At 69.5% G+C, this 25619-nt stretch carries 40 protein-coding genes and 1 pseudogene; 3 read left to right on the top strand and 38 right to left on the bottom strand.

Annotated features, from left to right (window positions below; translation table 11 throughout):
• Both D8M29_RS00495 and mscL read left to right on the top strand, forming a co-directional pair.
• Nucleotides 1-368, top strand: a 368-nt coding sequence (locus D8M29_RS00495) for a D-alanyl-D-alanine carboxypeptidase family protein (RefSeq protein WP_148111507.1), incomplete at its 5' end; no start/stop codon positions are given.
• Nucleotides 369-427: 59 nt separating this feature from the next.
• On the top strand, nt 428-850 hold the full coding sequence (gene mscL, locus D8M29_RS00490; RefSeq protein WP_044659423.1) for a large conductance mechanosensitive channel protein MscL: 423 nt from the start codon (nt 428-430) through the stop codon (nt 848-850).
• 94 nt (nt 851-944) lie between these two features.
• On the opposite strand, the gene D8M29_RS00485 is transcribed toward mscL, so the two are convergent.
• A complete protein-coding gene (locus D8M29_RS00485) occupies nt 945-1172 on the bottom strand; it encodes a hypothetical protein (protein ID WP_010080407.1) in 228 nt (75 codons plus the stop codon).
• A gap of 8 nt (nt 1173-1180) precedes the next feature.
• A complete protein-coding gene (gene glmM / locus D8M29_RS00480; RefSeq protein WP_029248315.1) occupies nt 1181-2536 on the bottom strand; it encodes a phosphoglucosamine mutase in 1356 nt (451 codons plus the stop codon).
• Between the two features lie 162 nt (nt 2537-2698).
• Between glmM and D8M29_RS00475 the strand changes: the two genes are divergently transcribed.
• Nucleotides 2699-3499 carry a peptidoglycan recognition family protein gene (locus D8M29_RS00475; protein WP_063190069.1) on the top strand — a complete coding sequence of 267 codons (801 nt, stop codon included), beginning with the start codon at nt 2699-2701 and terminating at the stop codon, nt 3497-3499.
• A 70-nt stretch (nt 3500-3569) separates the two neighbouring features.
• Here D8M29_RS00475 and D8M29_RS00470 read toward each other — a convergent pair.
• From D8M29_RS00470 to tuf, 36 genes and pseudogenes are all read right to left on the bottom strand, one after another.
• A pseudogene (locus D8M29_RS00470) lies at nt 3570-4378 on the bottom strand (polyphosphate kinase 2); the annotation flags it as partial.
• A gap of 279 nt (nt 4379-4657) precedes the next feature.
• Nucleotides 4658-5146 carry a 30S ribosomal protein S9 gene (gene rpsI / locus D8M29_RS00465; RefSeq protein WP_002857521.1) on the bottom strand — a complete coding sequence of 163 codons (489 nt, stop codon included), beginning with the start codon at nt 5144-5146 and terminating at the stop codon, nt 4658-4660.
• Between the two features lie 41 nt (nt 5147-5187).
• Nucleotides 5188-5631 carry a 50S ribosomal protein L13 gene (gene rplM / locus D8M29_RS00460; RefSeq protein ID WP_036337972.1) on the bottom strand — a complete coding sequence of 148 codons (444 nt, stop codon included), beginning with the start codon at nt 5629-5631 and terminating at the stop codon, nt 5188-5190.
• 277 nt (nt 5632-5908) lie between these two features.
• Nucleotides 5909-6802, bottom strand: a complete 894-nt coding sequence (locus D8M29_RS00455) for a tRNA pseudouridine(38-40) synthase TruA (protein ID WP_063188719.1) — start codon at nt 6800-6802, stop codon at nt 5909-5911.
• 117 nt (nt 6803-6919) lie between these two features.
• The gene (rplQ, locus tag D8M29_RS00450) at nt 6920-7648 is read right to left on the bottom strand and encodes a 50S ribosomal protein L17 (protein WP_041103274.1); all 729 of its coding nucleotides are present in this window, start codon (nt 7646-7648) and stop codon (nt 6920-6922) included.
• Nucleotides 7649-7723: 75 nt separating this feature from the next.
• Nucleotides 7724-8722 carry a DNA-directed RNA polymerase subunit alpha gene (locus D8M29_RS00445; RefSeq protein WP_063188724.1) on the bottom strand — a complete coding sequence of 333 codons (999 nt, stop codon included), beginning with the start codon at nt 8720-8722 and terminating at the stop codon, nt 7724-7726.
• A gap of 132 nt (nt 8723-8854) precedes the next feature.
• Nucleotides 8855-9259: a 30S ribosomal protein S11 gene (gene rpsK / locus D8M29_RS00440; protein WP_002857513.1), complete on the bottom strand. Its 405-nt coding sequence runs from the start codon at nt 9257-9259 to the stop codon at nt 8855-8857.
• Nucleotides 9260-9342: 83 nt separating this feature from the next.
• Nucleotides 9343-9711, bottom strand: coding sequence for a 30S ribosomal protein S13 (gene rpsM, locus D8M29_RS00435; RefSeq protein ID WP_073116801.1), 369 nt, complete (start codon nt 9709-9711; stop codon nt 9343-9345).
• Between the two features lie 274 nt (nt 9712-9985).
• The gene (gene rpmJ / locus D8M29_RS00430; protein WP_002857509.1) at nt 9986-10099 is read right to left on the bottom strand and encodes a 50S ribosomal protein L36; all 114 of its coding nucleotides are present in this window, start codon (nt 10097-10099) and stop codon (nt 9986-9988) included.
• Between the two features lie 35 nt (nt 10100-10134).
• On the bottom strand, nt 10135-10356 hold the full coding sequence (infA, locus tag D8M29_RS00425; RefSeq protein ID WP_010080397.1) for a translation initiation factor IF-1: 222 nt from the start codon (nt 10354-10356) through the stop codon (nt 10135-10137).
• Nucleotides 10357-10560: 204 nt separating this feature from the next.
• Nucleotides 10561-11403 (bottom strand): type I methionyl aminopeptidase, encoded by an 843-nt coding sequence (gene map, locus D8M29_RS00420; RefSeq protein WP_127434964.1) that lies wholly within the window; start codon nt 11401-11403, stop codon nt 10561-10563.
• Nucleotides 11404-11407: 4 nt separating this feature from the next.
• Entirely contained in the window at nt 11408-12025 is a 618-nt protein-coding gene (locus D8M29_RS00415) for an adenylate kinase (RefSeq protein ID WP_127434965.1), read from the bottom strand.
• A gap of 51 nt (nt 12026-12076) precedes the next feature.
• Nucleotides 12077-13384, bottom strand: a complete 1308-nt coding sequence (secY, locus tag D8M29_RS00410; protein WP_012751035.1) for a preprotein translocase subunit SecY — start codon at nt 13382-13384, stop codon at nt 12077-12079.
• Nucleotides 13385-13549: 165 nt separating this feature from the next.
• A complete protein-coding gene (gene rplO, locus D8M29_RS00405; RefSeq protein WP_002857504.1) occupies nt 13550-14002 on the bottom strand; it encodes a 50S ribosomal protein L15 in 453 nt (150 codons plus the stop codon).
• On the bottom strand, nt 13995-14219 hold the full coding sequence (rpmD, locus tag D8M29_RS00400; protein ID WP_002857502.1) for a 50S ribosomal protein L30: 225 nt from the start codon (nt 14217-14219) through the stop codon (nt 13995-13997). The genes rplO and rpmD overlap by 8 nt, the downstream gene beginning before the upstream one ends.
• Nucleotides 14220-14222: 3 nt before the next feature.
• Nucleotides 14223-14972 carry a 30S ribosomal protein S5 gene (rpsE, locus tag D8M29_RS00395; RefSeq protein WP_002857500.1) on the bottom strand — a complete coding sequence of 250 codons (750 nt, stop codon included), beginning with the start codon at nt 14970-14972 and terminating at the stop codon, nt 14223-14225.
• Nucleotides 14969-15343, bottom strand: coding sequence for a 50S ribosomal protein L18 (gene rplR / locus D8M29_RS00390; RefSeq protein ID WP_002857498.1), 375 nt, complete (start codon nt 15341-15343; stop codon nt 14969-14971). The genes rpsE and rplR overlap by 4 nt, the downstream gene beginning before the upstream one ends.
• Entirely contained in the window at nt 15343-15876 is a 534-nt protein-coding gene (rplF, locus tag D8M29_RS00385; RefSeq protein WP_036317775.1) for a 50S ribosomal protein L6, read from the bottom strand. The genes rplR and rplF overlap by 1 nt, the downstream gene beginning before the upstream one ends.
• A gap of 30 nt (nt 15877-15906) precedes the next feature.
• A complete protein-coding gene (rpsH, locus tag D8M29_RS00380) occupies nt 15907-16305 on the bottom strand; it encodes a 30S ribosomal protein S8 (protein ID WP_002857494.1) in 399 nt (132 codons plus the stop codon).
• Between the two features lie 73 nt (nt 16306-16378).
• Nucleotides 16379-16954, bottom strand: coding sequence for a 50S ribosomal protein L5 (gene rplE / locus D8M29_RS00375; RefSeq protein WP_036317773.1), 576 nt, complete (start codon nt 16952-16954; stop codon nt 16379-16381).
• The gene (rplX, locus tag D8M29_RS00370) at nt 16954-17295 is read right to left on the bottom strand and encodes a 50S ribosomal protein L24 (protein WP_036317770.1); all 342 of its coding nucleotides are present in this window, start codon (nt 17293-17295) and stop codon (nt 16954-16956) included. The genes rplE and rplX overlap by 1 nt, the downstream gene beginning before the upstream one ends.
• A gap of 4 nt (nt 17296-17299) precedes the next feature.
• Nucleotides 17300-17668, bottom strand: coding sequence for a 50S ribosomal protein L14 (gene rplN, locus D8M29_RS00365; protein ID WP_002857487.1), 369 nt, complete (start codon nt 17666-17668; stop codon nt 17300-17302).
• 342 nt (nt 17669-18010) lie between these two features.
• A complete protein-coding gene (rpsQ, locus tag D8M29_RS00360) occupies nt 18011-18292 on the bottom strand; it encodes a 30S ribosomal protein S17 (protein WP_036317768.1) in 282 nt (93 codons plus the stop codon).
• On the bottom strand, nt 18289-18558 hold the full coding sequence (rpmC, locus tag D8M29_RS00355; RefSeq protein WP_036317766.1) for a 50S ribosomal protein L29: 270 nt from the start codon (nt 18556-18558) through the stop codon (nt 18289-18291). Before rpmC ends, rpsQ begins: the two co-directional genes overlap by 4 nt.
• Nucleotides 18559-18562: 4 nt before the next feature.
• Nucleotides 18563-18979: a 50S ribosomal protein L16 gene (gene rplP, locus D8M29_RS00350; RefSeq protein ID WP_002857481.1), complete on the bottom strand. Its 417-nt coding sequence runs from the start codon at nt 18977-18979 to the stop codon at nt 18563-18565.
• Complete coding sequence (gene rpsC / locus D8M29_RS00345; RefSeq protein WP_002857479.1) at nt 18979-19797, bottom strand: 30S ribosomal protein S3; 819 nt, start codon at nt 19795-19797, stop codon at nt 18979-18981. Before rpsC ends, rplP begins: the two co-directional genes overlap by 1 nt.
• A gap of 2 nt (nt 19798-19799) precedes the next feature.
• Nucleotides 19800-20165 carry a 50S ribosomal protein L22 gene (rplV, locus tag D8M29_RS00340; RefSeq protein ID WP_002857477.1) on the bottom strand — a complete coding sequence of 122 codons (366 nt, stop codon included), beginning with the start codon at nt 20163-20165 and terminating at the stop codon, nt 19800-19802.
• 51 nt (nt 20166-20216) lie between these two features.
• Nucleotides 20217-20498, bottom strand: coding sequence for a 30S ribosomal protein S19 (rpsS, locus tag D8M29_RS00335; RefSeq protein WP_002857475.1), 282 nt, complete (start codon nt 20496-20498; stop codon nt 20217-20219).
• A 15-nt stretch (nt 20499-20513) separates the two neighbouring features.
• Nucleotides 20514-21353, bottom strand: a complete 840-nt coding sequence (rplB, locus tag D8M29_RS00330) for a 50S ribosomal protein L2 (protein WP_010080386.1) — start codon at nt 21351-21353, stop codon at nt 20514-20516.
• Between the two features lie 37 nt (nt 21354-21390).
• Entirely contained in the window at nt 21391-21696 is a 306-nt protein-coding gene (gene rplW, locus D8M29_RS00325) for a 50S ribosomal protein L23 (RefSeq protein ID WP_002857471.1), read from the bottom strand.
• Nucleotides 21693-22328 carry a 50S ribosomal protein L4 gene (gene rplD, locus D8M29_RS00320; RefSeq protein ID WP_127434966.1) on the bottom strand — a complete coding sequence of 212 codons (636 nt, stop codon included), beginning with the start codon at nt 22326-22328 and terminating at the stop codon, nt 21693-21695. The genes rplW and rplD overlap by 4 nt, the downstream gene beginning before the upstream one ends.
• Nucleotides 22329-22332: 4 nt before the next feature.
• The gene (rplC, locus tag D8M29_RS00315; RefSeq protein WP_010080384.1) at nt 22333-22983 is read right to left on the bottom strand and encodes a 50S ribosomal protein L3; all 651 of its coding nucleotides are present in this window, start codon (nt 22981-22983) and stop codon (nt 22333-22335) included.
• Between the two features lie 20 nt (nt 22984-23003).
• Nucleotides 23004-23312 (bottom strand): 30S ribosomal protein S10, encoded by a 309-nt coding sequence (rpsJ, locus tag D8M29_RS00310; protein WP_002857463.1) that lies wholly within the window; start codon nt 23310-23312, stop codon nt 23004-23006.
• Between the two features lie 326 nt (nt 23313-23638).
• A complete protein-coding gene (locus D8M29_RS00305; protein ID WP_127434967.1) occupies nt 23639-24106 on the bottom strand; it encodes a DUF3817 domain-containing protein in 468 nt (155 codons plus the stop codon).
• Nucleotides 24103-24243 (bottom strand): hypothetical protein, encoded by a 141-nt coding sequence (locus D8M29_RS13745; RefSeq protein WP_162838057.1) that lies wholly within the window; start codon nt 24241-24243, stop codon nt 24103-24105. The genes D8M29_RS00305 and D8M29_RS13745 overlap by 4 nt, the downstream gene beginning before the upstream one ends.
• 127 nt (nt 24244-24370) lie before the next feature.
• The gene (gene tuf / locus D8M29_RS00300; RefSeq protein ID WP_095346330.1) at nt 24371-25561 is read right to left on the bottom strand and encodes an elongation factor Tu; all 1191 of its coding nucleotides are present in this window, start codon (nt 25559-25561) and stop codon (nt 24371-24373) included.
• Between the last annotated feature and the right edge of the window lie 58 nt (nt 25562-25619).

Here is a 25619-nt window from a genome sequence, read left to right as displayed (position 1 = left end):
AGGTCCGGACGTACGGCCACTGGGTCGACGAGCTGGGCCACGCCGAGGCCGACCGCGTCTCCGCTCGTCCGGGGTACTCCGAGCACCAGACCGGCCTGGCCTGGGACGTGGGCGACGCCGCGACCCCCGCGTGTGACCTGGAAGCGTGCTTCGGCGACACCGCCGCGGGCCGTTGGGTGGCCGCGCACGCCGCCGAGTACGGGTTCGTCATCCGCTATCCCGCCGGAGCCGAGGACGTGACGGGCTTCGCCCACGAGCCCTGGCATCTGCGCTACGTCGGGTCCGCGGAGGCGGCCCGGGTCGAGGCGGCCGGCGGCGTCCTCGAGACCGCGCGGGGTCTGCCGCCGGCGCCGGACTACGCGGACTGAGACGCACGACTCGCTCGACGGTGTACCGCGCCGCCTTCGTGACACGTGGGATTCTCCCCATGCTCCAGGGATTCAAAGACTTCATCATGAAGGGCAACGTCCTCGACCTTGCCGTCGCCGTCATCATCGGCGCCGCCTTCGGCAAGATCGTGAACGCGCTCGTCGAGGCGGTCCTCATGCCGCTCATCGCCGCCGCCGTGGGCTCGCCGAACTTCGACTCGTTCGCCGTGCTGACGGTCAACGGCAACGACGTGAAGTTCGGCGTGCTGCTCACCGCGATCGTCAACTTCCTGCTCATCGCCGCGGCCGTGTACTTCGCCATCGTGATGCCGATGAACAAGATGATCGAGGCCCGCAACCGCCGCCTCGGCATCGACCCCGCCGAGGAGGAGGTGGCCGCCGACGTCGCCGTGCTCACCGAGATCCGCGACCTGCTCGCCGAGCGCCGCGGCGGCCCCACCTCCGGGACCACCACCCTCTGATCTCCCCCTGTCCGACGCCGAAGGGCCCGGGACGACTCACACGAGTCGCCCCGGGCCCTTCCTTCATGCCCTCGGCAGCGCGGGGGCCGTGCCCTCAGGGCCGCGACGTCGTCCGGTCCGCGCTGGACCCGGCGTCCGGGGCGACCTCCGAGTCCTGCCGGTCCGGATCCAGGCACGGCAACCACTCCACGGGGGCGCTCTGCCGCGCGCACACGGGCGCGTCCACGGCGAGGAACGCGGCCGACCACAGGACCGCCAGCCCCGCGAGCAGCCCCGCGAACAGGGTCCAGCGGCGGGGCCGGGGGGCCGCGTCCGACGTCATCGGTCCGGTCAGTCGTGCAGGCGCAGCTCGCGCTGCACGACGTCGGCCAGCACCTGGGCCTCCCGGCCGGCGGTCTCCTCGTCCGGGGCCTCGACCATGACGCGCACGACCGGCTCCGTGCCCGACGGGCGCAGCAGCACGCGGCCGGTCTCGCCGAGGCGGGCCTCCGCCTCGGCCACCGCCGCCTGGACGGCCTCGTCCTCGGCGGCGCGGGACTTGTCCACGCCGCGCACGTTCACGAGGACCTGGGGCAGCCGGTCCATCACCGCGGCCAGCTCGGAGAGCGGGGTGCCGGTCTCGGCGACGCGCGAGGCGAGCTGCAGGCCGGTGAGGACACCGTCACCGGTGGTGGCGTGGTCCGAGAAGATCACGTGGCCGGACTGCTCGCCGCCGAGCGAGTAGTCGCCGAGCTTCATGCCGGCCAGGACGTAGCGGTCGCCCACCTGGGTCTCGACGAGCTGGACGCCCTCCCGGCCCATGGCCAGCTTCAGGCCCAGGTTGGACATGACGGTCACGACCAGGGTGTCATCCCGCAGGACGCCGCGGTCCTTGAGGGCCACGGCCATGACGCCCATGATCTGGTCGCCGTCGACGACCTCGCCGCGCTCGTCCACGGCGAGGCACCGGTCGGCGTCGCCGTCGTGCGCGATGCCCAGGTCCGCGCCGTGCTCGCGCACGGCCGCCTGGAGCTTCTCGAGGTGGGTGGAGCCGTAGCCGTCGTTGATGTTGAGCCCGTCCGGGGACGCGCCGATCACCACGACCTCCGCGCCGGCGGCGCGGAACGCCTCGGGCGAGCAGCCGGCGGCCGCGCCGTGTGCGCAGTCCAGGACGACCTTGAGCCCGTCCAGCCGGTGCGGGAGGGTCTGCAGGAGGTGGAGGACGTAGCGGTCCTCGGCATCCGCGAAGACGCGCACGCGGCCCACGTCCGCGCCCTGGGGCCGCCGCGGCGTCACGCCCTCGAGGTGACGGATGATCTCGTCCTCCTGCGCGTCGGTCAGCTTCTCGCCGCCGCGCGCGAGGAACTTGATGCCGTTGTCCGGGGCCGGGTTGTGGGAGGCGGAGATCATCACACCGAAGTCGGCGTCCAGGTCCCCCACGAGATAGGCGGCGGCGGGGGTCGGCAGCACACCCGCATCCCACACGTCCACGCCGGAGGACGCCAGGCCCGCCTGCACGGCGGCCGCGATGAACTCACCGCTGATGCGCGGGTCCCGGGCCACGACGGCGACCGGGCGTCGGCCGGCGTCGAAGGCCTCCGCGCCGAGGACGGGCGAGGCGGCCTGGGCCAGCTGGACGGACAACTCCACGGTGAGGGTCTCGTTGGCCAGGCCACGGACGCCATCGGTTCCGAACAATCTCGACATGATCAGTCAGTGTAGGGGCCACCCCTGCGGCCTGCATCACGGGAGGGTCACGAAACGGGCCGGGGGGCGGTAGCATCGAACCGGTCGAGCCCCCGCGGCCGCGCGCCCGTCCGCTCACACCCGCCCGGGAGGCCCCGCCCCGAACCCGAAGGACCTCGATCCATGCCCGACGTGACCCCGCCCCCGCCCTCCCGTTCCTGGACGCGCCGCAGCGTGCTGGGCGGCACGGGCCTGGCGATCGCCGCCGGCGTGGCCGGCTGCGGGCGTGATGAGCAGGCCGAGCAGAGCTCGGAGGGCGACGAGCAGGCCACCCGCCTGCCCGCCCCGGACATCATCACCACCGCGCAGTGGGGCGCCATGCAGCCCAACTACTACCTGCAGACCCTGAACGAGCGCCCCTCCTACCTGGTGATCCACCACACCACCACTCCGAACGTCACGGACGGCTCCCGGGAGGCGGCGGAGAGCATCGCGCAGGTGATCCAGAACGCGCACATGGGCTCCGCGAACGACTGGGGCGACACCGGGCAGCACTTCACCGTCTCCCGCGGCGGCTTCGCGATGGAGGGCCGCCACGGCTCCCGGCACGCGCTCGAGGGCGGACAGACGTTCATGCTCGGCGTCCACGCGCTCGGTTTCAACGCGTATGCGCTCGGCATCGAGTGCGAGGGGCTGTACATGCTCAACCCGCCGCCGCAGAGCCTCTACGCCGGCCTGGTGCCGCTCGCCGCCTACATCTGCCAGCAGTACGAGCTGCCGCCGTCCCGCATCATCGGCCACCGCGACGTCACCGCCACCAGCTGCTGCGGCGACGCGTTCTACGCCAAGCTGCCGATCCTGCGCGAGGACGTCCGCCTCTCCCTGGCCTCGGGCGAGTACCACGTCTCGGAGGACTTCGGGGCGGACAACCTCTTCGACGACGCACACGTCACCCCGGAGTACCTGGAGGAGGAGCGCGGCTGAACCCGCACCCGCCCCGCACACGACGGCGCCCCTCACCGGAAGATGAGGGGCGCCGTCGTGTGCGGCCCGGTCAGCGCACGCGCGGGAACGATCCGCCGAAGACCTCCCCGTACTCGGCCAGCTCGTTGGCCGGGCCGCAGACCTGCGGGGCGGGGCGGTGGACGATGCGCTCGTCCTTGTCCGGGTAGGGCAGCGTGTGCCGCACATGGCGGATGGCCTCGAGGCGGGCGCGCTTCTCGTCGTTCGACTTCACGACGGTCCACGGGGCGTCGGCCGTGTGCGTGTAGAAGAACATGGCCTCCTTCGCGTTCGTGGAGTCGTCCCACTTGTCCAGGGAGGCCAGGTCGGTGGGCGAGAGCTTCCAGCGACGCACGGGGTCGGTCTCCCGCGCGGCGAAGCGATTGAGCTGCTCACGCTGGGACACGGAGAACCAGAACTTGATGATGTGCACGCCGGAGTTGACGAGCATGCGCTCCAGCTCAGGGGTCTCGCGCATGAACTCGAGGTGCTGGATGTAGCGCTGGAAGTACCACTGCGGGGCCTCCTCCGTGGGCTTCTCCAGGGTCACGGTCCGGGCGCCGCGGGGGTTGAGGTGCTCGTTGAAGCGCTTGATGGCGCCGCCCTTGCCGGCGGCGTCGCGGCCCTCGACGATGATCAGGACCTTCTGGCCGGTCTGCTTGACCCAGAGCTGCATCTTCAGCAGCTCGATCTGCAGCTCACGCTTGCGTCGCTCGTCGCTCTTGAGGCTGAGCTTGGGCTTGTACGGGTAGCCCTCACGCCAGGCCTGCGGGTCCGGGGTGGGGTCTTCTTCTCCCCGCCGAGCGTGCGGCCGAGCTCCCGGATCTCGTCCACCTCGGCGGCGTCGTCACGGGTCACGGCGAAGGGGTCCTGCGCGGCGTGCTCCACGCCGTGCTCGCCACGGGTGCGGGGTCAGGCGTAGGACTCATGTTCTCGGCCACGGCGGCTCCTGAGGGTGTCTTCGACCGGACCGCGCACCGGACGGGCGAGCGGCCCGTCAGGCGTCGTCGCCATGCGTCATCGTTTTGCCTCTGGGTCAGGTGCCGCCGGCCCACGGAGACGGCGAACGCCCCGCCCCGCTCGTGAGGAGCGGGACGGGGCGTCGGCGGGGGCACGGTGGGGACACCGTGCGGCGCAGGATCAGCGCTTCGAGAACTGCGAGGCCTTGCGGGCCTTCTTGAGGCCGGCCTTCTTGCGCTCGATGACGCGGGCGTCACGGGTCAGGAAGCCGGCCTTCTTGAGCGCCGGGCGGTTGTGCTCGCGGTCGATCTCGTTGAGGGCGCGGGAGATGCCCAGGCGCAGCGCACCGGCCTGGCCGGAGGGACCGCCGCCGTGGATGCGGGCGATCACGTCGTAGGCGCCGGTCAGCTCCAGCAGCGTGAAGGGGTCGGAGACCTCCTGCTGGTGCAGCTTGTTCGGGAAGTAGTTCTCCAGGGCGCGACCGTTGATGGTCCACTGGCCGGAGCCGGGGACGAGGCGCACGCGGGCCACGGCCTCCTTGCGGCGGCCGACGGCGGAGCCGGGCACGGTCAGGGCCGGGCGCTCGGAGGCGACGGGGGCCTCGGCGGTGGCGGTGGACTCAGAGGTGTAGCTCGTCAGCTCCACGTCGTCGTTCTCGTTGATGCTCATGGTTCTCCTCAGGGAAGGTCTGCGTCAGTGGCCCGCCGGGGTCACTGGGCGACCTGGCCGATCTCGAAGGTCTGGGGCTGCTGGGCGGTGTGCGGGTGCTCGGCGCCCTTGTACACCTTCAGCTTGGAGAGCTGCTGGGCGGCCAGCGAGTTCTTCGGGAGCATGCCCTTGACGGCCTTCTCCACGGCGCGGACCGGGTTGGTCTCGAGCAGCTCGGCGTAGGACTGCGACTTCAGGCCGCCCGGGTAGCCCGAGTGGCGGTAGGCGCGCTTCTTCTCGAGCTTGGCGCCGGTGAGGGCGACCTTCTCGGCGTTCACGATGATGACGTAGTCGCCCATGTCCATGTGGGGGGCGAACGTCGGCTTGTGCTTGCCGCGCAGGAGGGCGGCGGTGTGGGAGGCCAGGCGGCCGAGGACGACGTCGGTGGCATCGATGATGTGCCACTGACGGTCGGCGTCACCAGGCTTGGGAGAGTACGTACGCACGTTGTCTGCCTTCAGGGTCGGTGGTGGTCCACAGCACCTGCCCGCCGGGTCGTGATTCCGGCGCGCTCGCGCTGTCAGTTCTCCGTGCGCGCCGGTCCCCCAGGTGAGGGCTGGAAGGCGTCCGGGCCCGATGCCCCGGGGGTGCGGCGCGAGCTGAAGGCCATGCAACTGAGCCACTCGCGGCACGACGCATCCGGGTGCGGGCATGCGCAACGTCCACCCATCCTACCGAACGCGGGCCCCGGAGCCAAAAGCCGCCGCCGCGGGCGACCCCGGCTCACAGGGTCCGCTTCGCCCGGGTGCCCTCGGCGCGCCGGCGCAGCTCCTCCGCCTCGTCGGGATAGCCGACGGCGAGCAGCGTCAGCCCCCCGGGCGGGGCGAGGCGCACCTCGGAGTCGCGGGCCGGCCTCGCCACCCGGTGCGCGAGCCAGCCGGGCTCGCGGGCCCCCTCCCCCACCTGCAGCAGCGCCCCGACGATCGCCCGGACCATGTTGTGGCAGAACGCGTCGGCCCGGATCCGGATGCCCACGACGCCGTCCTCATCGCGTCGCACCTCCAGGTGCTGGACCTCGCGGATGGTCGTGGCGCCCTCGCGGGGCCGGCAGAAGGACAGGAAGTCGTGCAGTCCGAGGACGGCGTCGGCCTCCAGGGCCATGAGGCGATCGTCCAGGGCGGCGCCGTGCCAGTGGGTGAAGCCCCGCGTGCGCGGATCACGCGCGGTGGGAGCGTCGTCGATCCGATACTCGTACTCGCGCCACAGCGCGCTGAACCGCGCGTCGAAGCCCGCGGGAGCCCGCCGCGCCCCGTGCACGACGACGGCCCCGCCCCACCCGGAGAGCACCCCGCCGAGGCGGCGGGTGAGGGAGGTGGCCGGCTCCAGGCCGGGCCGGCCGCGGGTCAGGCCCGCCCACTCCGTCTCGGTCAGGTCGAGGTGGACGACCTGGCCGCGCGCGTGCACCCCCGCGTCGGTGCGGCCGGCGACCACCGTGCGCACGGGCCGGCGCAGGATCCGCTCGAGCCCGTCCTCCAGCGCACCCTGGACCGAGTCGAGACCGGGCTGGCGAGCCCAGCCGTGGAAGGCGCCGCCGTCGTAGGCCAGGTCCAGGCGGACTCGCACGGATGCGGGATCCCCGGGTGCCGGCGGGACGTCCGGGCGGTGCTGCTCGCTCATGCTGCTCCTCAAGCGGGTCGGGGCGGGGCCGGGGACGGCGAAGGGCCGCCCACCGGGTGGTGGACGGCCCTCGCCGGGGCGTCGTCACGGGGACGGACGCGGACTCACGCGATGGCGTCAGGCCATCTTCTGGGCGGCCTCGCCACCGGCGGGCTCGAAGCCCGCGGCCTTGGCCTCCTCGACGGTGGAGAACCAGACCTCGGCGGTGGTCTGGTCGTACCAGCGCGAGCCGGGGACGTGGTACTTCTTCGAGCTGGCGTTGCCCTTGATGGTGGCCTCGGCCGGAGCCGAGCCGTCCTCGTTGGTGGGCACGGCGCCGTCGATCTCGGCGGCGGCCTCCTGCGACTCGGCCACGGTGACCTCCTCGGTGGCGGCCGGGTCGACGGCCTCCACCGGGGTGGACTCGGCCGGCGCGGCCGGCGCGGACGCGGCGGCCTGCTCGGCCTCACGCACCACGGCCTGCTTGCCGGAGATCGGGTCCATGATCAGCTCGATCACGGCCATGGGCGCGTTGTCGCCCTGGCGGTTGCCGATCTTGGTGATGCGGGTGTAGCCGCCGTTGCGCTCGGCCATCGCCGGGCCGATCACGGTGAACAGCTCGTGCACGACCGCCTTGTTAGTGCGGTTCTTGGCGGCGATGAGACCCTGCACCTTGCGGCGGGCCGGCAGATCGCCCTTCTTGGCGAAGGTGATCAGGCGCTCGGCGTACGGGCGCAGGCGCTTGGCGCGGGTGAGCGTCGTGGTGATCGACTTGTGCTCGAACAGCTGGGCGGACATGTTCGCCAGCATGATGCGCTCGTGGGCCGGGCTGCCGCCCAGACGCGGACCCTTGGTGGGGGTAGGCATGGTGTTTCTCCTCGGGTGGGACCCTTCAGCCGGCTGCGGCGTCGGGTCGAAGATGTCAGGTGGTGCGGAATCGGCTCAGAAGTCCGAGAACGGGTCGTCGTCCATCTGGCGCGCGTGCGCCTGCGGGTCGTAGCCGGCCGGCGAGTCCTTGAGGGACAGGCCCAGCTCCTGGAGCTTCTCCTTGACCTCGTCGATGGACTTCGCGCCGAAGTTGCGGATGTCCATCAGGTCGGCCTCGGAACGGCCCACGAGCTCGCCCACGGTGTGGATGCCCTCGCGCTTGAGGCAGTTGTACGAGCGCACGGTGAGCTCGAGCTCCTCGATCGGCTGGGCCAGGTCGGCGGAGCCCTCGACGACCTCGGGCTCGTCACCCAGGTCGATGCCCTCGGCCTCGACGTTGAGCGAGCGGGCCAGGCCGAACAGCTCGACCAGGGTGGAGCCGGCAGAGGCCACCGCGTCACGCGGCAGCATGTTCTCCTTGGTCTCCACGTCCAGGATCAGACGGTCGAAGTCGGTGCGCTGCTCCACACGGGTGGCCTCGACCTTGAAGGTCACCTTGAGGACCGGCGAGTAGATGGAGTCGACCGGGATACGGCCGATCTCCGCGTCCGCGGACTTGTTCTGGGCGGCGGTCACGTAGCCGCGACCGCGCTCGATGGTCAGCTCCATGTCGAACTTGCCCTTCGCGTTCAGGGTCGCGATGTGCAGGTCCGGGTTGTGGATCTCGACGCCGGCCGGCGCGGTGATGTCCGCGGCGGTGACGACGCCGGCCCCCTGCTTGCGCAGGTAGGCCACCACGGGCTCGTCGTTCTCCGAGGAGACGGAGAGCTTCTTGATGTTGAGGATGATCTCGGTGACATCCTCCTTGACTCCGTTGACGGAGCTGAACTCGTGCAGCACGCCGTCCACGCGGATGCTGGTCACGGCAGCACCGGGGATCGACGAGAGCAGAGTGCGGCGCAGGGAGTTGCCGAGGGTGTAGCCGAAGCCGGGCTCCAGGGGCTCGATGACGAACCGGGAACGACGGTCGGAGACGACCTCTTCGGTCAGCGTGGGGCGCTGTGCAATGAGCACGGACATTTCCTTTCGGCGAGCGTCCGCCATATGACGCACGCGGTGGGTGGAAACGAGGACGGGGTGGGGGCAGGTCCGCAGACCTGTCCGCGCCCGCCCCGGGCGGGGACGGACGCGGACACAGCGCTCAGGTCAGACGCGGCGGCGCTTCGCCGGGCGAGCGCCGTTGTGGGCCATGGGGGTGACGTCCTGGATGGACCCCACCTCGAGGCCGGCGGCCTGCAGGGAGCGGATGGCGGTCTCGCGGCCCGAGCCCGGACCCTTCACGAAGACGTCCACCTTCTTCATGCCGTGCTCCTGCGCACGCTTGGCGGCCTGCTCGGCGGCCATCTGCGCGGCGTACGGGGTCGACTTGCGCGATCCCTTGAAGCCGACCTCGCCGGACGAGGCCCAGGAGATGACGGCACCCGTGGTGTCCGTGATGGACACGATGGTGTTGTTGAACGTGCTCTTGATGTGGGCCTGGCCCACGGTGATGTTCTTGTTGGCCTTGCGACGCGGCTTGCGGGCAGCCGATGCGCGAGTCTTGGGGGGCATGTGATTCTCCTCCGGGAAAGCTGCTGGTGCTGATGCTGCAGGCGGGGCGTCCGGACGTGGACGCGGTCACCGCCGGTGCAGGATCACTTCTTCTTGCCGGCGACCGTCTTCTTGGGGCCCTTGCGGGTACGGGCGTTGGTCTTCGTGCGCTGGCCGCGCACCGGCAGACCGCGGCGATGGCGCAGGCCCTCGTAGGAGCCGATCTCCACCTTGCGACGGATGTCGGCGGCCACCTCGCGGCGGAGGTCGCCCTCCACCTTGTAGTTGCCCTCGATGTGGTCGCGCAGCTGCACCAGCTGCTCGTCGGAGAGGTCCTTCACGCGGACGTTCGGGTCGATGCCCGTGGCGGCGAGGGTCTCCTCAGCGCGGGTCTTGCCCACACCGTAGATGTACGTGAGTGCGATGATCACGCGCTTCTCGCGCGGAATGTCAACGCCTGCAAGACGAGCCATGTGGCCGTCCTCCTGTTCTTCTGCAGCAGGGGTCTGCACCAGGGACGTCCCGTACGACGCGGCACTCGGCCACGCGGACCCGTCGTCGCGGCGCCGGGGAAGATCCGGCGTGCTCCGCGGCGGGCGTCCGCCGTCGTCGGTCTCCGGCCCCTGCGGCCGGAGGTGGGGGCCCTCCCCTCACGGGGTGGACCGCTGTCCCTGCTGTTCGGCCTGATGGCCGGTGGGTGGTGTGGTCAACGCGACGGCGTCGCTCCCCGGGCTCCCGGGGAGGCGATCAGCCCTGGCGCTGCTTGTGGCGCGGGTTCGAGCAGATCACCAGCACGCGGCCCTTACGGCGCACGACCTGGCACTTGTCACAAATCCGCTTCACGCTCGGCTGAACCTTCACGGCTCTTCCTCCTGCGCTCGCTTGGACGGGGGTTCTTACTTGTATCGGTACACGATCCGACCCCGGTTGAGGTCGTACGGGCTAAGCTCCACCACGACGCGATCCTCGGGGAGGATGCGGATGTAGTGCTGACGCATCTTTCCGGAGATCGTGGCGAGCACGACGTGCTCGTTCTGCAGACGGACCCGGAACATCGCGTTCGGCAATGCCTCCGACACCGTGCCCTCGACCTCGATGACACCTTCCTTCTTAGCCATGTCCTCCACAATCGTCATGCCCCGGTCACGGCCACGGAGGGCCGGTCAGGGGGCGGGAACGGGTCTGCTCGCGGGCGCACACGAGTGCGCGCACACGAACAACGTTCGATGATACCGCATTCTCGGTCTGAGAACCAGCACGGACGACGACGGCCGCCCGGCCCGCCGGACGGGCGGGACGGACGGCCGGCAGATCAGGCCCCCTCACTCCCCCGGCGGAACCGGGACCACGCCGAACCGGGCGAGCTCGGAGGCGCCGCCGTCGGGCGCGGTGAGCACCCACAGGCCGCCGTCATGCCGACAGACCGAGTGCTCCCACTGGCTCGCGCGGGCGCCGTCGAGGGTCACCACGGTCCAGTCGTCCTCGAGCACCTTGGTGTCGATGGAGCCGCGCACCAGCATCGGCTCGATGGCGAGCGCCAGACCGGGGCGGATCTTGGGCCCCTGGTGGCCGGTGCGGTAGTTGAACACGTCCGGCGGCAGGTGCATGGCCGAGCCGATGCCGTGCCCCACGTACTCCTCGAGGATGCCGAGCTCCTCACCCGGCTGCGCGGAGACGAAGTCGTCGATGGCGTCCCCGATGTCCCCGACGTGGGTGGCGGAGGCGAAGGCCGCGATGCCGACCCAGAGTGCCTCCCGCGTGATCGCCGAGAGGCGCTCGTCGGCCGGGTCTGCGGTGCCGGCCTCGGAGGAGCCCAGGATCACCGTGCGGGCCGAGTCGGCGTGCCAGCCATCCACGATCGCGCCCCCGTCGACCTTGAGCACGTCGCCGGTCTGCAGGACCCGGTCCCCGGGGATGCCGTGCACGACCTCGTCGTTGACCGAGGTGCAGATCGAGGCCGGGAAGTCGTAGTAGCCCAAGAAGTTGGAGGTCGCACCGCGTTCGGCCAGCACGCCCGCGAACACGGCGTCCAGCTCCGCGGTGGTGACGCCCGGCGCGGCCGCAGCCAACGTGGCGTCCAGGGCCTCGGACAGGACCACCCCCGCGCGCTGCATGGCCTGCAGCTGGGGGGCGGTCTTGAGCTCGAGCGAGCGGCGGCCGATCACGGGGTCAGGACTCCGCGCCCGGCTGGATCACGGGCAGGGAGCCCGTGGCGGCGCGCACGGAGTACACGGCCTGCAGCAGGCGCTCGGTGACGTCGTCGATCTGCCCGGTGCCGTCCACGCGGGCGACGATGCCGCGCTCCACGTACTCCTGGATGACGGACTCGGTCTCGCGGTGGTACAGGTCCAGGCGGTGCTCGATGACCTCCTGGGTGTCGTCCGCGCGGCCCTCGATCTCGGCACGCTTGAGCAGACGCTCCACGAGCTCCTCGTCGGGCACCTCCAGCTCGACGACGGCGGACAGCGACAGGCCGGACTCGGCGAGCATGGCGTCCAGCGCCTCGACCTGGCCCTTCGTGCGCGGGTAGCCGTCCAACAGGAAACCGTGCTCCGCATCGGCCTGGGCGATGCGGTCCGCGACCATGCGGTTCGTGACCTCATCGGGGACGAAGTCGCCGTTGTCGATGTACTTCTTGGCCTCGACGCCGAGCGGCGTCATCGACTTCACGTTGTGGCGGAAGATGTCACCGGTGGAGATCGGGACGATCCCCAGCTTGTCGGCGATCCGAGTGGCCTGGGTGCCCTTGCCGGAACCGGGAGGGCCCATGAGCAGCATGCGGGTCATCGTGTGTTCCTCACTGTCGATACGGACGGCGTTGCGGGATCGGGTCGGGGCTCAGCGCAGCAGGCCCTCGTAGTGGCGCTGCTCCATCTGTGCGCTGACCTGCTTCACGGTCTGGAGGCCGACGCCCACCATGATGAGGATGGACGTGCCGCCGAGCGGGAAGTTCTGGCTGGTGCCGATCACCGCGAAGGCGATCAGCGGGATCATGGCCACGATACCGAGGTAGAGGGCGCCCACGAACGTGATGCGGCTGATGACGTACTGCAGGTAACGCTCGGTGGGCCGTCCGGCGCGGACGCCGGGGATGAAGCCGCCATAGCGCTTCATGTTGTCCGAGATCTCCACCGGGTTGAACGTGATGGACACGTAGAAGTACGTGAAGCCGATGATGAGCAGGAAGTACAGTGCCATGTACACCGGGTGGTCGCCGGAGCCGAAGTACCGGCTCAGCCACGTGATCCACGGGGCCGGCGCACTGCCGTCCTGCGGCGTGTTGAACTGGATGAGGATGCCCGGGAGCATCAACACGGAGGAGGCGAAGATGACCGGGATGACGTTGGCCATGTTCACCTTGACCGGGATGTAGGTGCTCGACCCGCCCACGGTCCGCGAGCCGATCTGCCGCTTGGCGTACTGGACCGGGATCCGGCGCTGCGACTCCTCCACGAAGACGATGGCCAGCATGGTGAGCAGGCCGATCCCCATGACGATCGCGAAAACGCGCCAGCCCTGCGTCTGGACCACCTGGCCGAGGCCGGCCGGGAAGCCCGCCGCGATGGAGGTGAAGATCAGCAGGGACATGCCGTTGCCCACGCCGTTCTCGGTGATCCGCTCGCCGAACCACATGACGATGAGACATCCGGTGGTCAGGGCGATGACCACGAGCAGCACCGTGAGGATGGAGCCGTCGCGCAGCAGCGGCAGGCTGCATCCGAGCAGGGCCCCGGTGCGGGCCAGCGAGGCCATCGTGGTCGCCTGCAGCAGGGCGAGGGCGAGGGTCAGGTAGCGGGTGTACTGCGTCAGCGTCGCCTGGCCCTGCGGGCCCTCCTGGTGGAGCTGCTCGAAGCGCGGGATCACCACCCGCAGCAGCTGCACGATGATCGACGCCGTGATGTAGGGCATGATGCCGAGCGCGAAGACGGACACCTGCAGGAGCGCCCCGCCCGAGAACATGTTCACGAAGGAGTACAGGCCGCCCTGGGCGTTGCCCGCTGCCAGACACTGCTGCACCGCCGGGTAGTCCACCCCGGGGGCCGGCACGAAGGCGCCCATCCGGTAGACGGCGATGAGCCCGAGCGTGAAGGCGATCTTCCGCAACAGGTCAGGCGTCCGGACGATCCGGGCGATGGCCTTGAGCACGAGTCCTCCTGCGGTGGTCCTGTGGGGCGCGCGCCGGCCGCGGGGCGGGGCACGAGACGGCGGCCACACCGGGGCGGCCGCTGTGCGAGTCTACACGGACGGACCGAGGGCCCTGGTCCGGAGCTCCTGCTCCGGGCCAGGGCCCTCGGTCGATGGGTCGGCGTGTCAGAGGGTCTCGGTGGACCCGCCGGCGGCCTGGATCTTCTCCACGGCGGACGAGGAGAAGGCGTTCGCCTTCACCTGCACGGCCGCGGTGATCTCCCCCGTGCCCAGCACCTTCACGGGCTGACCGCGACGGACGAGGCCCTTGGACACGAGCGCGTCCACGGTGACCTCACCGCCCTCGGGGAAGTGCGCGGAGAGCTTGTCCAGGTTCACGACCTGGTACTCCGTGCGGAACGGGTTCTTGAAGCCGCGGAGCTTCGGCAGACGCATCTGCAGGGGCAGCTGGCCGCCCTCGAAGCCCGCACGGACCTGGTAACGGGCCTTGGTGCCCTTGGTGCCGCGACCGGCGGTCTTGCCCTTCGACGCCTCACCGCGACCCACGCGGGTCTTGGCGGTCTTGGCACCGGGGGCCGGACGCAGGTCGTGGACCTTGATGGCGTCGTTGTCAGCCATTGTTGACCTCCTCCACGGACACCAGGTGCGGCACGGTGTTGACCATGCCGACCGTCACCGCATCGGCCTTGCGGGTGACCTGGTGGCCGATCCGCTTCAGGCCCAGCGAGCGCAGGGTGTCCCGATGGTTCTGCTTGGAGCCCGTGACGCCGCGGGTCTGGGTGATGACCAGGGTGGCGTCCGAGGGCTGGATGTTCTTGCGGGTGGGCTCAAACACGGCTCACGCACCTGCCTTCGCGCTCTTCTGGGCGCGATCGTTCTCCATGGTGCGCAGCATCGCATGGGGGGCGATCTCGTCCAGGGCCTTGCCGCGGCGGGCGGCGACGGCCTGGGGCTCTTCCAGCTTCTTGAGTGCGTCCACGGTGCCGCGCACGATGTTGATCGCGTTCACGGAGCCCATGGACTTGGACAGCACGTCGTGGATGCCGGCGCACTCGAGCACGGCGCGCACCGGACCGCCGGCGATCACGCCGGTACCCGGGGAGGCCGGGCGGAGCAGCACGACGCCGGCGGCGTCCTCACCCTGCACCAGGTGCGGGATGGTGGAGCCGACGCGGGGGACGCGGAAGAAGGACTTCTTGGCCTCCTCCACGGCCTTCTGGATCGCGGCGGGGACCTCCTTCGCCTTGCCGTAGCCGACGCCGACGGTGCCGTCGCCGTCACCCACCACCACGAGGGCGGTGAAGGAGAAGCGGCGGCCGCCCTTGACGACCTTGGAGACGCGGTTGATGCCCACGACGCGCTCGAGGAACTGGTCCTTCTCGTCGTCCTGGGCGCCACGACGGTTGCGGTCGTCGCGACGGCCGCCACGACGATCGCCGTCACGGCCACCGCGGCCGCCGTCGCGACCGCCGCGGCCACCGGTGGCGCGCTCGGTGGTCTGGCTCGCCGAGCCCGACCCGGTCTCGGAGACGGTGGTCTCGGTGCTCTCGGTCACCTGAGTGTCCTTCTGGTTGATGTTCTCGGTCACAGCTGCAGCCCACCCTCTCGCGCACCGTCGGCCACGGCCGCGACGCGCCCGTGGTACTTGTTGCCGCCGCGGTCGAAGACCACGGCCTCGATGCCGGCCGCCTTGGCACGCTCGGCGACGAGCTCGCCCACGCGCTTGGCCTTGGCCGTCTTGTCGCCCTCGAGCGCACGCACGTCGGCCTCCATGGTGGAGGCGTACGCGAGCGTGCGGCTCTGCGTGTCGTCCACGACCTGCACGAACATGTGCCGTGCAGAGCGGTTGACGACGAGGCGGGGACGGACGGTGGTGCCGGAGATCCGCTTGCGCACCCGGAGGTGGCGGCGGGTGCGGGCGTTGAACTTGCCCTTGCCCTTCACCTTCAGAGTAGACATCACTTACCTGCCTTTCCGGCCTTGCGGCGGATCTGCTCGCCCGCGTAGCGCACGCCCTTGCCCTTGTACGGGTCGGGGCGGCGCAGCTTGCGGATGTTGGCGGCGGTCTCGCCGACCTGCTGCTTGTCGATACCGGCGACGGTGACCTTGTTGCCCTCCACCGTGAAGGTGATGCCCTGGGGCGCCTTCACCGGGACGGGGTGGGAGTAGCCCAGGGCGAACTCGAGGTCCTGGCCCTTGGCCTGCACGCGGTAGCCGGTGCCGACGACCTCGAGCTGCTTGGAGAAGCCGTTGGTCACGCCCTCGACCATGTTGCTGATGAGGGTGCGGGTCAGACCGTGCAGGGAACGGGACTCACGCTCGTCGTCGGGGCGGGCCACGGTGACCTGCCCCTCCTCGAGGGTGACCGTGATGGGCGTGGGCAGCGAGTGCTCGAGCTGGCCCTTGGGGCCCTTCACGGAGACGCGGTCGCCGTCGATGGTCACATCGACGCCGGCGGGGATGGTGATCGGGAGACGTCCGATTCGAGACATGTCAGTTCAGCCTTTCTTCCGTCTTGCCCGTCACCAGACGTAGGCGAGGACTTCTCCGCCCACGCCCTTCTTGGCGGCCTGCTGGTTCGTGAGGAGACCAGAGGAGGTGGACAGGATGGCGATGCCGAGGCCGCCCAGCACGTGGGGCAGGTTCGTGGACTTCGCGTACACGCGCAGGCCCGGCTTGGAGATGCGGCGCAGGCCGGCGATCGCACGCTCACGCTGCGGGCCGAACTTCAGGTCGATGGTCAGCTTCTTGCCGACCTCGGCCTCCTCCTCGCGCCAGTCCTGGATGTAGCCCTCGGCCTTGAGGATCTCGGCGACGCGAGTCTTCAGCTTCGAGGACGGCATGGACACGGTGTCGTGGTAGGCCGAGTTTGCGTTGCGCAGACGGGTCAGCATGTCTGCGACGGGATCGGTCATGGTCATGTGGGCTTCACGCCCTTTCTCGCCGTGGTTTCCGCCACCGGTTCACCGGTGGAGGACCTGTGGCGTGGAGGTCTTACTGGTCGGTCTTGAACGGGAAGCCCAGCGCCTTGAGCAGCGCGCGGCCCTCGTCGTCGTTCTTGGCGGTCGTCACCACGGTGATGTCCATGCCGCGCACGCGGTCGATCTTGTCCTGATCGATCTCGTGGAACACGGTCTGCTCGGACAGGCCGAAGGTGTAGTTGCCGTTGCCGTCGAACTGGCGGTCGGACAGGCCGCGGAAGTCACGGATGCGCGGCAGCGCGAGCGTGACCAGGCGGTCCAGGAACTCCCACATGCGGTCGCCACGGAGCGTGGCGTGCGTGCCGATGGGCATGCCCTCACGCAGCTTGAACTGCGCGATGGACTTGCGGGCCTTGGTGATCATCGGCTTCTGGCCGGTGATGGCGGTGAGGTCGGCGACCGCGCCGTCGATGATCTTGGAGTCCTTGGCGGCCTCGCCGACGCCCATGTTGACGACGACCTTCACGAGACCCGGCACCTGCATGACGTTCCCGTACTGGAACTGCTCCTGCAGGGCGCCGCGGATCTCGTCGCGGTACTTGGTCTTCAGACGCGGGGTGACCTTCTCGGTCTGCTGCACCTCGGTCATCACAGCTCCTTCCCCGAGGCCTTGGCGAAGCGGACCTTCACGGTCTTGCTCACGCCGTCCTTCTCGACGGTCTCGAAGCGGTAGCCCACACGGGTCGGCTTCTTGGTCTCCGGGTCCACCACGGCCACGTTCGAGATGTGGATCGGGGCCTCGACGACCTGCAGGCCGCCCTCGGTGGAACCGTTGTTGTCCTGGCCGGCGCGCAGGTGCTTGGTCACGCGGTTCACGCCCTCGACGAGCACGCGCTCATCCGCCGGGAACACGCGCAGGACCTTGCCCTGCTTGCCCTTGTCCTTGCCACTGATGACCTGGACGAGGTCGTCCTTCTTGATCTTGGCCATGAGGTCAGATCACCTCCGGGGCGAGCGACACGATCTTCATGAACTTCTTGTCACGCAGCTCGCGACCCACGGGGCCGAAGATGCGCGTGCCACGGGGCTCGCCGTCGGTCTTCAGGATGACCGCCGCGTTCTCGTCGAACTTGATGTACGAGCCGTCGGGACGGCGGGACTGCTTGCGGGTGCGGACCACCACGGCCTTGACGACGTCGCCCTTCTTGACGTTGCCGCCGGGGATGGCGTCCTTCACGGTGGCGACGATGGTGTCGCCAATGCCTGCGTAGCGGCGTCCGGAACCGCCGAGAACACGGATGGTCAGGATTTCCTTCGCACCGGTGTTGTCGGCGACCTTGAGCCGCGACTCCTGCTGGATCACTTGTCTCTCCTAGCGTCGCGCCGGTTCTCCCCCACGATGGGCGAGCCTTGCGGAACGGTTGAACGGGCATCCCGGGACGCTTACCCCTCCCCCGAGGCGGGCCGCCCGCCGTCGTCCCCCGGCGACGCGTGTTCAGACAGCGTCGGGGAGGTCGAGAGCGGAGGGGCGCGCAGGGCAGGGCCGAGGCGGATCCGGGATCGGCGTGCGCGGCCCTCGGCACACAGGATGGATGGTCCTGCCAACGAGAGGGCGCACGAATATCAGAGTCTAACGCACAAGGCCGCCCCGTGCCAGTGCACGGGGCGGCCCTCTGCGTCGCCGGCCCTCAGGGGGCCGGGTCGATCACTTGGCGCGCTCGACGATCTCCACCAGGCGCCACCGCTTGGAGGCGGACAGCGGGCGGGTCTCGGCGAGGCGGACGCGGTCGCCCACGCCGGCGGTGTTGTCCTCGTCGTGCGCCTTCACGCGCTTCGAGGTCTTCAGCACCTTGCCGTAGAGCGAGTGCTTCTTGCGGTCCTCGACCTCGACGACGATGGTCTTGTCCATCTTGTCGGAGACGACGATGCCACGGAGGGCCTTGCGGTAGCCGCGCTCCTCGGAGACGGCCGGGGTCTGCTCGGTCACTTGGCAGCCTCCTCGTTCTTCTCGGCCTGCGCCTCGGCGGCGACATCGCCGCGGATGCCCAGCTCGCGCTCGCGCAGGATCGTGTAGATGCGCGCGATGTCACGCTTGACGGCCTTCAGCCGGCTGGCGTTGTCCAGCTGACCGGTGGCGGCCTGGAAGCGCAGGTTGAACAGCTCCTCCTTGGAGGACTTCAGGGCCTCCAGCAGGCGGGCGTTGTCCATCCCGTCCAGGGACTCGACGTTCAGATCCTTGGTGCCGATCGCCATGGGATCACTCACCACCCTCTCGACGGATGATACGGGCCTTCAGCGGCAGCTTGTGGATGGCCAGGCGGAGCGCCTCACGGGCGACGTCCTCCGTGACACCCGACAGCTCGAAGAGCACGCGTCCGGGCTTGACGTTGGCGACCCACCACTCCGGCGAGCCCTTGCCGGAGCCCATGCGGGTCTCGGCGGGCTTCTTGGTGATCGGACGGTCCGGGTAGATGTTGATCCAGACCTTGCCGCCACGCTTGATGTAGCGGGTCATGGCGATACGGGCGGCCTCGATCTGACGGTTGGTCACATAGGCCGGCGTGAGCGCCTGGATGCCCCACTCGCCGAACGTCACGGTGGTGCCGCCCTTGGCGGCGCCGGAACGCTTGGGGTGGTGCTGCTTGCGGTGCTTGACGCGACGGGGGATCAGCATCAGGCGTTGCCTCCTTCAGCGGGAGCGGCGGCCGGGGTCTCGGCGCCGGCGCCGGCGTTCTCCTGGCGGGGAGCACGCTCGGCGCGATCGTTGCGACGACGACGCTCGCCGCCGCCACGGCGCTCGCCGCCACGGCCACGGCCGGAGGGCTGCGCGGCCTCCTTGGCCGCGAGCTCCTTGGCGGTCAGGTCGCCCTTGTAGATCCAGACCTTCACGCCGATGCGGCCGAAGGTGGTCTTGGCCTCGAACTTGCCGAAGTCGATGTTCGCGCGGAGGGTGTGCAGCGGCACGCGACCCTCGCGGTAGAACTCCGAGCGGCTCATCTCGGCGCCGCCGAGGCGGCCGGAGCACTGGATGCGGATGCCCTGCGCGCCGGCGCGCATGGCGGACTGGATCGCCTTCTTCATCGCACGGCGGAACGCCACGCGGGAGGCGAGCTGCTCGGCCACACCCTGCGCCACCAGCTGGGCATCGGTCTCGGGGTTCTTGACCTCGAGGATGTTCAGCTGGATCTGCTTGCCGGTGAGCTTCTCGAGCTCACCGCGGATGCGGTCGGCCTCGGCGCCGCGGCGGCCGATCACGATGCCCGGACGCGCGGTGTGGATGTCCACGCGCACGCGGTCACGGGTGCGCTCGATCTCCACCTTGGAGATGCCGGCGCGCTCCATGCCGGTGGTCATCAGCTCGCGGATCTTGACGTCCTCCTTGAGGAAGTCAGCGTAGCGCTGGCCCTCCTTGTGGGAGTCCGCGAACCAGTGCGAGACGTGGTCGGTGGTGATGCCGAGGCGGAACCCGTTGGGGTTGATCTTCTGTCCCATTGTCAGTTCCCACCCTTCTCGTCCTTGGACGCCACGACCACGGTCACGTGGCTCGTGCGCTTGTTGATGCGGTACGCGCGGCCCTGAGCACGGGGCTGGAACCGCTTCATGGTCGGGCCCTCGTCCACGAAGGCCTCGGTGATGTAGAGGGCGTCCTCGTCGAAGGCCTGGCCCTCGCGGTCCGCCTTGACACGGGCGTTCGCCACCGCGGAGGTCACCAGCTTGTACACCGGCTCCGAAGCACCCTGCTGGGCGAACTTCAGGATGGCCAGTGCTTCGGTGGCCTGCTTGCCACGGACCAGGTCGACGACGCGCCGGGCCTTCATCGGCGTCACGCGCAGGTGGCGCGCAATTGCCTTGGCTTCCATTGCTTCTCTCTTTCGATTCTCGAGAAGGTCAAGCATGCTGTGCCCTCAGGCTCAGCGACGCTTGCCCTTCTTGTCGTCCTTCACGTGGCCGCGGTAGGTCCGGGTCGGGGCGAACTCGCCCAGCTTGTGACCCACCATGGACTCGGTGACGAACACCGGGACGTGCTTGCGTCCGTCGTGGACCGCGATGGTGTGACCCAGCATGTCCGGGATGATCATCGACCGGCGGGACCAGGTCTTGATGACGTTCTTGCTGCCCTTCTCGTTCTCGGCCAGAACCTTCAGGTAGAGGTGCTGATCGACGAAGGGGCCCTTCTTCAGGCTGCGAGGCATGTCTTCCCTGCTCCCTTATCGCTTGTTCTTGCCGGTACGACGGCGACGCACGATGAGCTTGTCGCTTTCCTTGTTCGGACGACGCGTGCGGCCCTCGGGCTTGCCGTTCCGGTTGACGGGGTGACGACCGCCGGAGGTCTTGCCCTCGCCACCGCCGTGCGGGTGGTCGACCGGGTTCATGACGACACCGCGGACGGTCGGGCGGACGCCCTTCCAGCGCATGCGGCCGGCCTTGCCCCAGTTGATGTTCGACTGCTCGGCGTTGCCGACCTCGCCGATCGTGGCGCGGCAGCGCACGTCGACGTTGCGGATCTCCCCGGAGGGCAGGCGCAGCTGGGCGTACTTGCCCTCGCGGGCGACCAGCTGCACGGAGGCGCCGGCGGAGCGGGCCATCTTGGCGCCGCCGCCGGGGCGCAGCTCCACCGCGTGGATGGTGGTGCCCACGGGGATGTTGCGCATCGGGAGGTTGTTGCCGGGCTTGATGTCGGCGTTCGGGCCGGCCTCGACCACGTCGCCCTGCTTCAGCTTGGCCGGGGCCAGGATGTAGCGCTTGGCGCCGTCCGCGTAGTGCAGCAGCGCGATGCGGGCGGTGCGGTTCGGGTCGTACTCGATGTGCGCGACGGTGGCGGGCACGCCGTCCTTGTCGTGGCGACGGAAGTCGACCAGGCGGTACTGGCGCTTGTGGCCGCCGCCCTTGTGACGAGTGGTGATGCGGCCGGTGTTGTTGCGGCCGCCGGTCTTGTGCAACGGACGGAGAAGGGACTTCTCCGGCGTGGACCGGGTGATCTCTGCGAAGTCGGCCACGGACGAGCCGCGCAGGCCCGGGGTGGTCGGCTTGTACTTACGGATAGCCATGTGTCAGTTCCTCGATTAAGTGGTCTCCGCACGCCGATCAGGCGAGCGGACCTCCGAAGATGTCGATGGTCCCGTCCTTGAGCGTGACGATGGCACGCTTGGTGGACTTGCGCTGGCCCCACCCGAAGCGGGTGCGACGGCGCTTGCCGGAACGGTTCAGGGTGTTGACCGAGGCCACGTCGACGTTGAAGATGCGCTCCACCGCCTGCTTGATCTCGGACTTGTTGGAGCGGGGGTCGACCAGGAAGGTGTACTTGCCCTCGTCGATCAGACCGTAGCTCTTCTCCGACACGACGGGAGCGATGATCACGTCGCGGGGATCCTTGTTGATGGAGCCGCTCACTGGGCATCCTCCTTCTTGGCGCCGGAAGCCTGGGCCACGTACGCCTCGTAGGCCGCCTGGGTGAACACGACGTCGTCGGAGACGAGCACGTCGTAGGTGTTCAGCTGGTCGGCGTACAGGGTGTGGACCGCAGGCAGGTTGCGGGCGGACAGGGCGGCGACGTCGTCGGCCCGGTCGATCACCAGCAGCACGTTCTTGCGGCCGGTGTTCAGGGACGCGAGGCCCGCCTTGGCGGCCTTGGTGGACGGGGTGGTCCCGGACACGAGGGCCTCGACGACGTGGACGCGGCCGTTGCGGGCGCGGTCCGACAGGGCACCGCGCAGGGCGGCGGCCTTCATCTTCTTGGGGGTCCGCTGCGAGTAGTCGCGCGGGGTGGGGCCGTGGACGATGCCACCGCCGGTCATGTGCGGGGCCCGGATGGAGCCCTGACGGGCGCGGCCGGTGCCCTTCTGCTTGAACGGCTTGCGACCGGCACCGGACACCTCGCCGCGGCGCTTCGTCTTGTGCGTGCCCTGGCGGGCGGCGGCGAGCTGGGCGACGACGACCTGGTGCATGAGCGGCACGTTGGACTGCACGTCGAAGAGCTCGGCGGGCAGATCGACCTGGATGGTCTTCACGGAGTTCTCAGCCATGGTCTCAGGCTCCCTTCACGGCGCTGCGGACGAGCACGACCTGGCCCTTGGAGCCGGGCACCGCGCCCTTGATCAGCAGGAGGTTGTTCTCCACGTCGATGCCGTGGAGCGTCAGGTTCATGGTGGTCTGGCGCACGGCGCCCATGCGACCGGGCATGCGCTGGCCCTTGAACACGCGGCCGGGGGTGGACGCGCCGCCCACGGAGCCGGGCTTGCGGTGGTTCTTGTGCGCACCGTGCGAGGCGCCCACACCGGCGAAGCCGTGGCGCTTCATGGCGCCGGCGAAGCCCTTGCCCTTGGTGGTGCCCACGACGTCGACCTTCTGGCCGGCCTCGAAGACCTCCACGGTCACGTCCTGGCCGAGCGAGTACTCGGCGGCGTCGGCGGTGCGCAGCTCGACGAGGTGGCGACGCGGGGTCACGCCGGCCTTCTCGAAGTGACCGGCCAGGGGCTTGGTCACGCGGCGGGGATCGATCTGGCCGTAGGCGATCTGCACGGCGGTGTAGCCGTCGGTCTCCTCGGAGCGCAGCTGGGTGACGACGTTCGGGTCTGCCTTGACCACGGTCACGGGGATGAGCTTGTTGTCCTCATCCCAGACCTGGGTCATGCCGAGCTTCGTGCCCAGCAGGCCCTTGATGTTCTGGGTGTTGGTCATAGTCTCTCAGCACCTCCCTCTCAGAGCTTGATCTCGATGTTGACGTCCGCGGGCAGGTCCAGTCGCATGAGCGAGTCGACGGCCTTCGGGGTCGGGTCGATGATGTCGATGAGCCGCTTGTGGGTGCGCATCTCGAAATGCTCGCGGCTGTCCTTGTACTTGTGGGGAGAACGGATAACGCAGTACACGTTCTTCTCCGTCGGCAGCGGCACGGGGCCGACCACCGTCGCGCCTGCGCGCGTGACCGTGTCAACGATCTTGCGGGCCGAGACGTCGATGACCTCGTGGTCGTACGACTTCAGCCGGATGCGGATCTTCTGTCCCGCCATGGCGTCACGCCTCTCTCGTCGGGTGTGCTGTTCCTGTCCCTGTGCGGCGGATCGGGTCCGCCTTCTTGTCCTCCACCCGCGCGGGGCGAATCCGGTCGGACCGGGTTCCTCGCCGCCGTCGGACTCCGGTCCACGCGGTCGGGCGTGTCGCATTCCTGGGAAGACACACGCCCGCGGCGGATCGGAGTGGTGACGTCACATCTGGGCCGAGCTGCCGCCGCGAGACACACGACGACAGCGCAATGGCGCTTGAGCAACCGAATCAGTATAGACAGAACCGGGCCCGGTCCGCCAATCGGCGAGCCGGGCCCGGCAGTCCCCGGGGCTCAGCGGCCCCACTCGGTGGGCGGGCCGGCGTTGAGCAGCAGCGTGAAGACGACGGCGACCACGGCGACCGCCACAAGCGCGCTGACCACTGGATGACGCAGCACCACGACGAGGAGCCGTTCGAGGGGCCTCCGCTCCCCCGGCGCACGGTCCAGGACCTGCCACCGCGGGGCCGGCTCGCCGCGCCGCCGCTGGGCCCGCTCGAACGGGACCGTCATGAACGGGACGATCGTCGAGCCGAGGCCGAGGAGCCCGCGGGTCACCGGCCATCGCCCGTCGATCCACACGGCGACCGTCACCACGAGGTAGCAGAGGAACACGAAGCCGTGGACGCCGCCGGCGACCGGCACCACCCGCTCCGTGACTCCGCCGTACTTGAGGCACATGGCGATCAGCAGGCCGGCCCAGGTGAACATCTCGGCCATCGCCGTGATGGCGAACAGGCGGCGCGGGCTGGGCAGGATCACCGCTCCAGCTCCCCGCCGCGGTTCGCGCGCCGGATGCGTCGGGCACGGTCGATCTCGGGACGGAAGGTCCGCAGCGCCCAGCGCACGGCCACGGCGGCCACGGCGAGCACCACGATGAGGATGAGCAGTTCAGGCATGTCCTCAGCCTAGCGGCCGCCGCCGCGCCGTCGTCAGACACGGCGACGCCCCCGCCTCCGGCAGACCCGGAGACGGGGGCGTCGCGCGTCAGCGGCTCAACGGAGCCACGAGACGGGATGCGTCAGATCACTTGGTGATCTTGGTGACGCGGCCGGAGCCCACGGTGCGGCCACCCTCGCGGATGGCGAAGCCGAGGCCCTCCTCCATGGCGATCGGCTGGATGAGCTCGACCGACATCTCGGTGGTGTCGCCGGGCATGACCATCTCGGTGCCCTCGGGCAGCGTGATGACGCCGGTGACGTCGGTGGTGCGGAAGTAGAACTGCGGGCGGTAGTTCGAGTAGAACGGGTTGTGACGCCCACCCTCGTCCTTGGACAGGATGTAGACGTTCGCCTCGAAGTTGGTGTGCGGGGTGATGGAGCCCGGCTCCACCACGACCTGGCCGCGCTCGACGTCGTCGCGCTTCAGACCGCGCAGCAGCAGACCGCAGTTCTCGCCGGCCCAGGCCTCGTCGAGCTGCTTGTGGAACATCTCGATGCCGGTGACGGTGGTCTTCTGCACGGGGCGGATGCCGACGATCTCGACCTCGGAGTTGATCTTCAGGGTGCCGCGCTCGGCGCGACCGGTCACCACGGTGCCACGACCGGTGATGGTGAAGACGTCCTCGATCGGCATCAGGAACGGCTTGTCCTTGTCACGCACCGGGTCCGGGATGTACTCGTCCACGGCATCCATGAGATCCTCGACGGACTTGACCCACTTGGGGTCGCCCTCGAGGGCCTTCAGACCGGAGGTGCGGATGACCGGGGCCTCGTCGCCGTCGAACTCCTGGGAGGACAGCAGCTCGCGGACCTCCATCTCGACGAGCTCGAGGAGCTCCTCGTCCTCGACCATGTCCGACTTGTTCAGGGCCACGAGCAGGGCCGGCACGCCGACCTGGCGGGCCAGGAGCACGTGCTCACGGGTCTGGGCCATCGGGCCGTCGGTGGCGGCGACCACGAGGATCGCACCGTCCATCTGAGCGGCGCCGGTGATCATGTTCTTGATGTAGTCGGCGTGACCGGGGGCGTCCACGTGGGCGTAGTGACGCTTCTCGGTCTGGTACTCCACGTGGGAGATGTTGATGGTGATACCGCGCTGACGCTCCTCGGGGGCGGAGTCGATCGTCGCGAAGTCACGGGCCTCATTCAGGTCCGGGTACTTGTCGTACAGGACCTTCGAGATGGCGGCGGTCAGCGTGGTCTTGCCGTGGTCAACGTGGCCGATGGTGCCGATGTTGACGTGCGGCTTCGTCCGCTCGAACTTTGCCTTTGCCACTAGTTCCTCCTAAGAACTGGTTCATCGTCAAGAAGACTGCTCAGCCGCCTGGGACGTG

The organism is Micrococcus sp. HSID17227 (genome assembly GCF_003989405.1).
Taxonomy (GTDB): domain Bacteria; phylum Actinomycetota; class Actinomycetes; order Actinomycetales; family Micrococcaceae; genus Micrococcus; species Micrococcus luteus.
The sequence above is the reverse complement of the archived record's forward strand: the minus strand, read 5'-3'. Positions and strand labels throughout refer to the sequence as shown.

What these genes read in the sequence shown, in the direction of transcription:
- D8M29_RS00485 (WP_010080407.1), bottom strand. Translation starts at nt 1,172, where the DNA reads ATGACGTCGGACGCGGCCCCCCGGCCCCGCCGCTGGACCCTGTTCGCG.
- rpsM (WP_073116801.1), bottom strand. Translation starts at nt 9,711, where the DNA reads ATGGCTCGTCTTGCAGGCGTTGACATTCCGCGCGAGAAGCGCGTGATC.
- rplC (WP_010080384.1), bottom strand. Translation starts at nt 22,983, where the DNA reads ATGACCAACACCCAGAACATCAAGGGCCTGCTGGGCACGAAGCTCGGC.
- rplV (WP_002857477.1), bottom strand. Translation starts at nt 20,165, where the DNA reads ATGGAAGCCAAGGCAATTGCGCGCCACCTGCGCGTGACGCCGATGAAG.
- D8M29_RS13745 (WP_162838057.1), bottom strand. Translation starts at nt 24,243, where the DNA reads ATGCCTGAACTGCTCATCCTCATCGTGGTGCTCGCCGTGGCCGCCGTG.
- rplX (WP_036317770.1), bottom strand. Translation starts at nt 17,295, where the DNA reads ATGGCCAAGATCAAGAAGGACGACCTCGTCCAGGTCATCAGTGGCAAG.
- rplB (WP_010080386.1), bottom strand. Translation starts at nt 21,353, where the DNA reads ATGGCTATCCGTAAGTACAAGCCGACCACCCCGGGCCTGCGCGGCTCG.
- rplD (WP_127434966.1), bottom strand. Translation starts at nt 22,328, where the DNA reads ATGGCTGAGAACTCCGTGAAGACCATCCAGGTCGATCTGCCCGCCGAG.
- mscL (WP_044659423.1), top strand. Translation starts at nt 428, where the DNA reads ATGCTCCAGGGATTCAAAGACTTCATCATGAAGGGCAACGTCCTCGAC.
- D8M29_RS00415 (WP_127434965.1), bottom strand. Translation starts at nt 12,025, where the DNA reads ATGACCCGCATGCTGCTCATGGGCCCTCCCGGTTCCGGCAAGGGCACC.
- rpsH (WP_002857494.1), bottom strand. Translation starts at nt 16,305, where the DNA reads ATGACCATGACCGATCCCGTCGCAGACATGCTGACCCGTCTGCGCAAC.
- infA (WP_010080397.1), bottom strand. Translation starts at nt 10,356, where the DNA reads ATGGCTAAGAAGGAAGGTGTCATCGAGGTCGAGGGCACGGTGTCGGAG.
- rplO (WP_002857504.1), bottom strand. Translation starts at nt 14,002, where the DNA reads ATGGCTGACAACGACGCCATCAAGGTCCACGACCTGCGTCCGGCCCCC.
- rplR (WP_002857498.1), bottom strand. Translation starts at nt 15,343, where the DNA reads ATGTCTACTCTGAAGGTGAAGGGCAAGGGCAAGTTCAACGCCCGCACC.
- glmM (WP_029248315.1), bottom strand. Translation starts at nt 2,536, where the DNA reads ATGTCGAGATTGTTCGGAACCGATGGCGTCCGTGGCCTGGCCAACGAG.
- rpsJ (WP_002857463.1), bottom strand. Translation starts at nt 23,312, where the DNA reads ATGGCGGGACAGAAGATCCGCATCCGGCTGAAGTCGTACGACCACGAG.
- rplE (WP_036317773.1), bottom strand. Translation starts at nt 16,954, where the DNA reads ATGACCGAGGTGCAGCAGACCGAGAAGGTCACCCCGCGTCTGAAGACC.
- rpsC (WP_002857479.1), bottom strand. Translation starts at nt 19,797, where the DNA reads ATGGGACAGAAGATCAACCCCAACGGGTTCCGCCTCGGCATCACCACC.
- rplQ (WP_041103274.1), bottom strand. Translation starts at nt 7,648, where the DNA reads ATGCCTACCCCCACCAAGGGTCCGCGTCTGGGCGGCAGCCCGGCCCAC.
- rpsS (WP_002857475.1), bottom strand. Translation starts at nt 20,498, where the DNA reads ATGCCTCGCAGCCTGAAGAAGGGCCCCTTCGTCGATCAGCACCTCTAC.
- rpmC (WP_036317766.1), bottom strand. Translation starts at nt 18,558, where the DNA reads ATGGCGATCGGCACCAAGGATCTGAACGTCGAGTCCCTGGACGGGATG.
- rpsK (WP_002857513.1), bottom strand. Translation starts at nt 9,259, where the DNA reads ATGCCCCCCAAGACTCGCGCATCGGCTGCCCGCAAGCCGCGTCGCAAG.
- rplF (WP_036317775.1), bottom strand. Translation starts at nt 15,876, where the DNA reads ATGTCTCGAATCGGACGTCTCCCGATCACCATCCCCGCCGGCGTCGAT.
- D8M29_RS00455 (WP_063188719.1), bottom strand. Translation starts at nt 6,802, where the DNA reads ATGAGCGAGCAGCACCGCCCGGACGTCCCGCCGGCACCCGGGGATCCC.
- rpsI (WP_002857521.1), bottom strand. Translation starts at nt 5,146, where the DNA reads ATGAGCATCAACGAGAACGACGACGTGGAGCTGACGAGCTACACCTCT.
- D8M29_RS00475 (WP_063190069.1), top strand. Translation starts at nt 2,699, where the DNA reads ATGCCCGACGTGACCCCGCCCCCGCCCTCCCGTTCCTGGACGCGCCGC.
- rplP (WP_002857481.1), bottom strand. Translation starts at nt 18,979, where the DNA reads ATGCTGATCCCCCGTCGCGTCAAGCACCGCAAGCAGCACCACCCCAAG.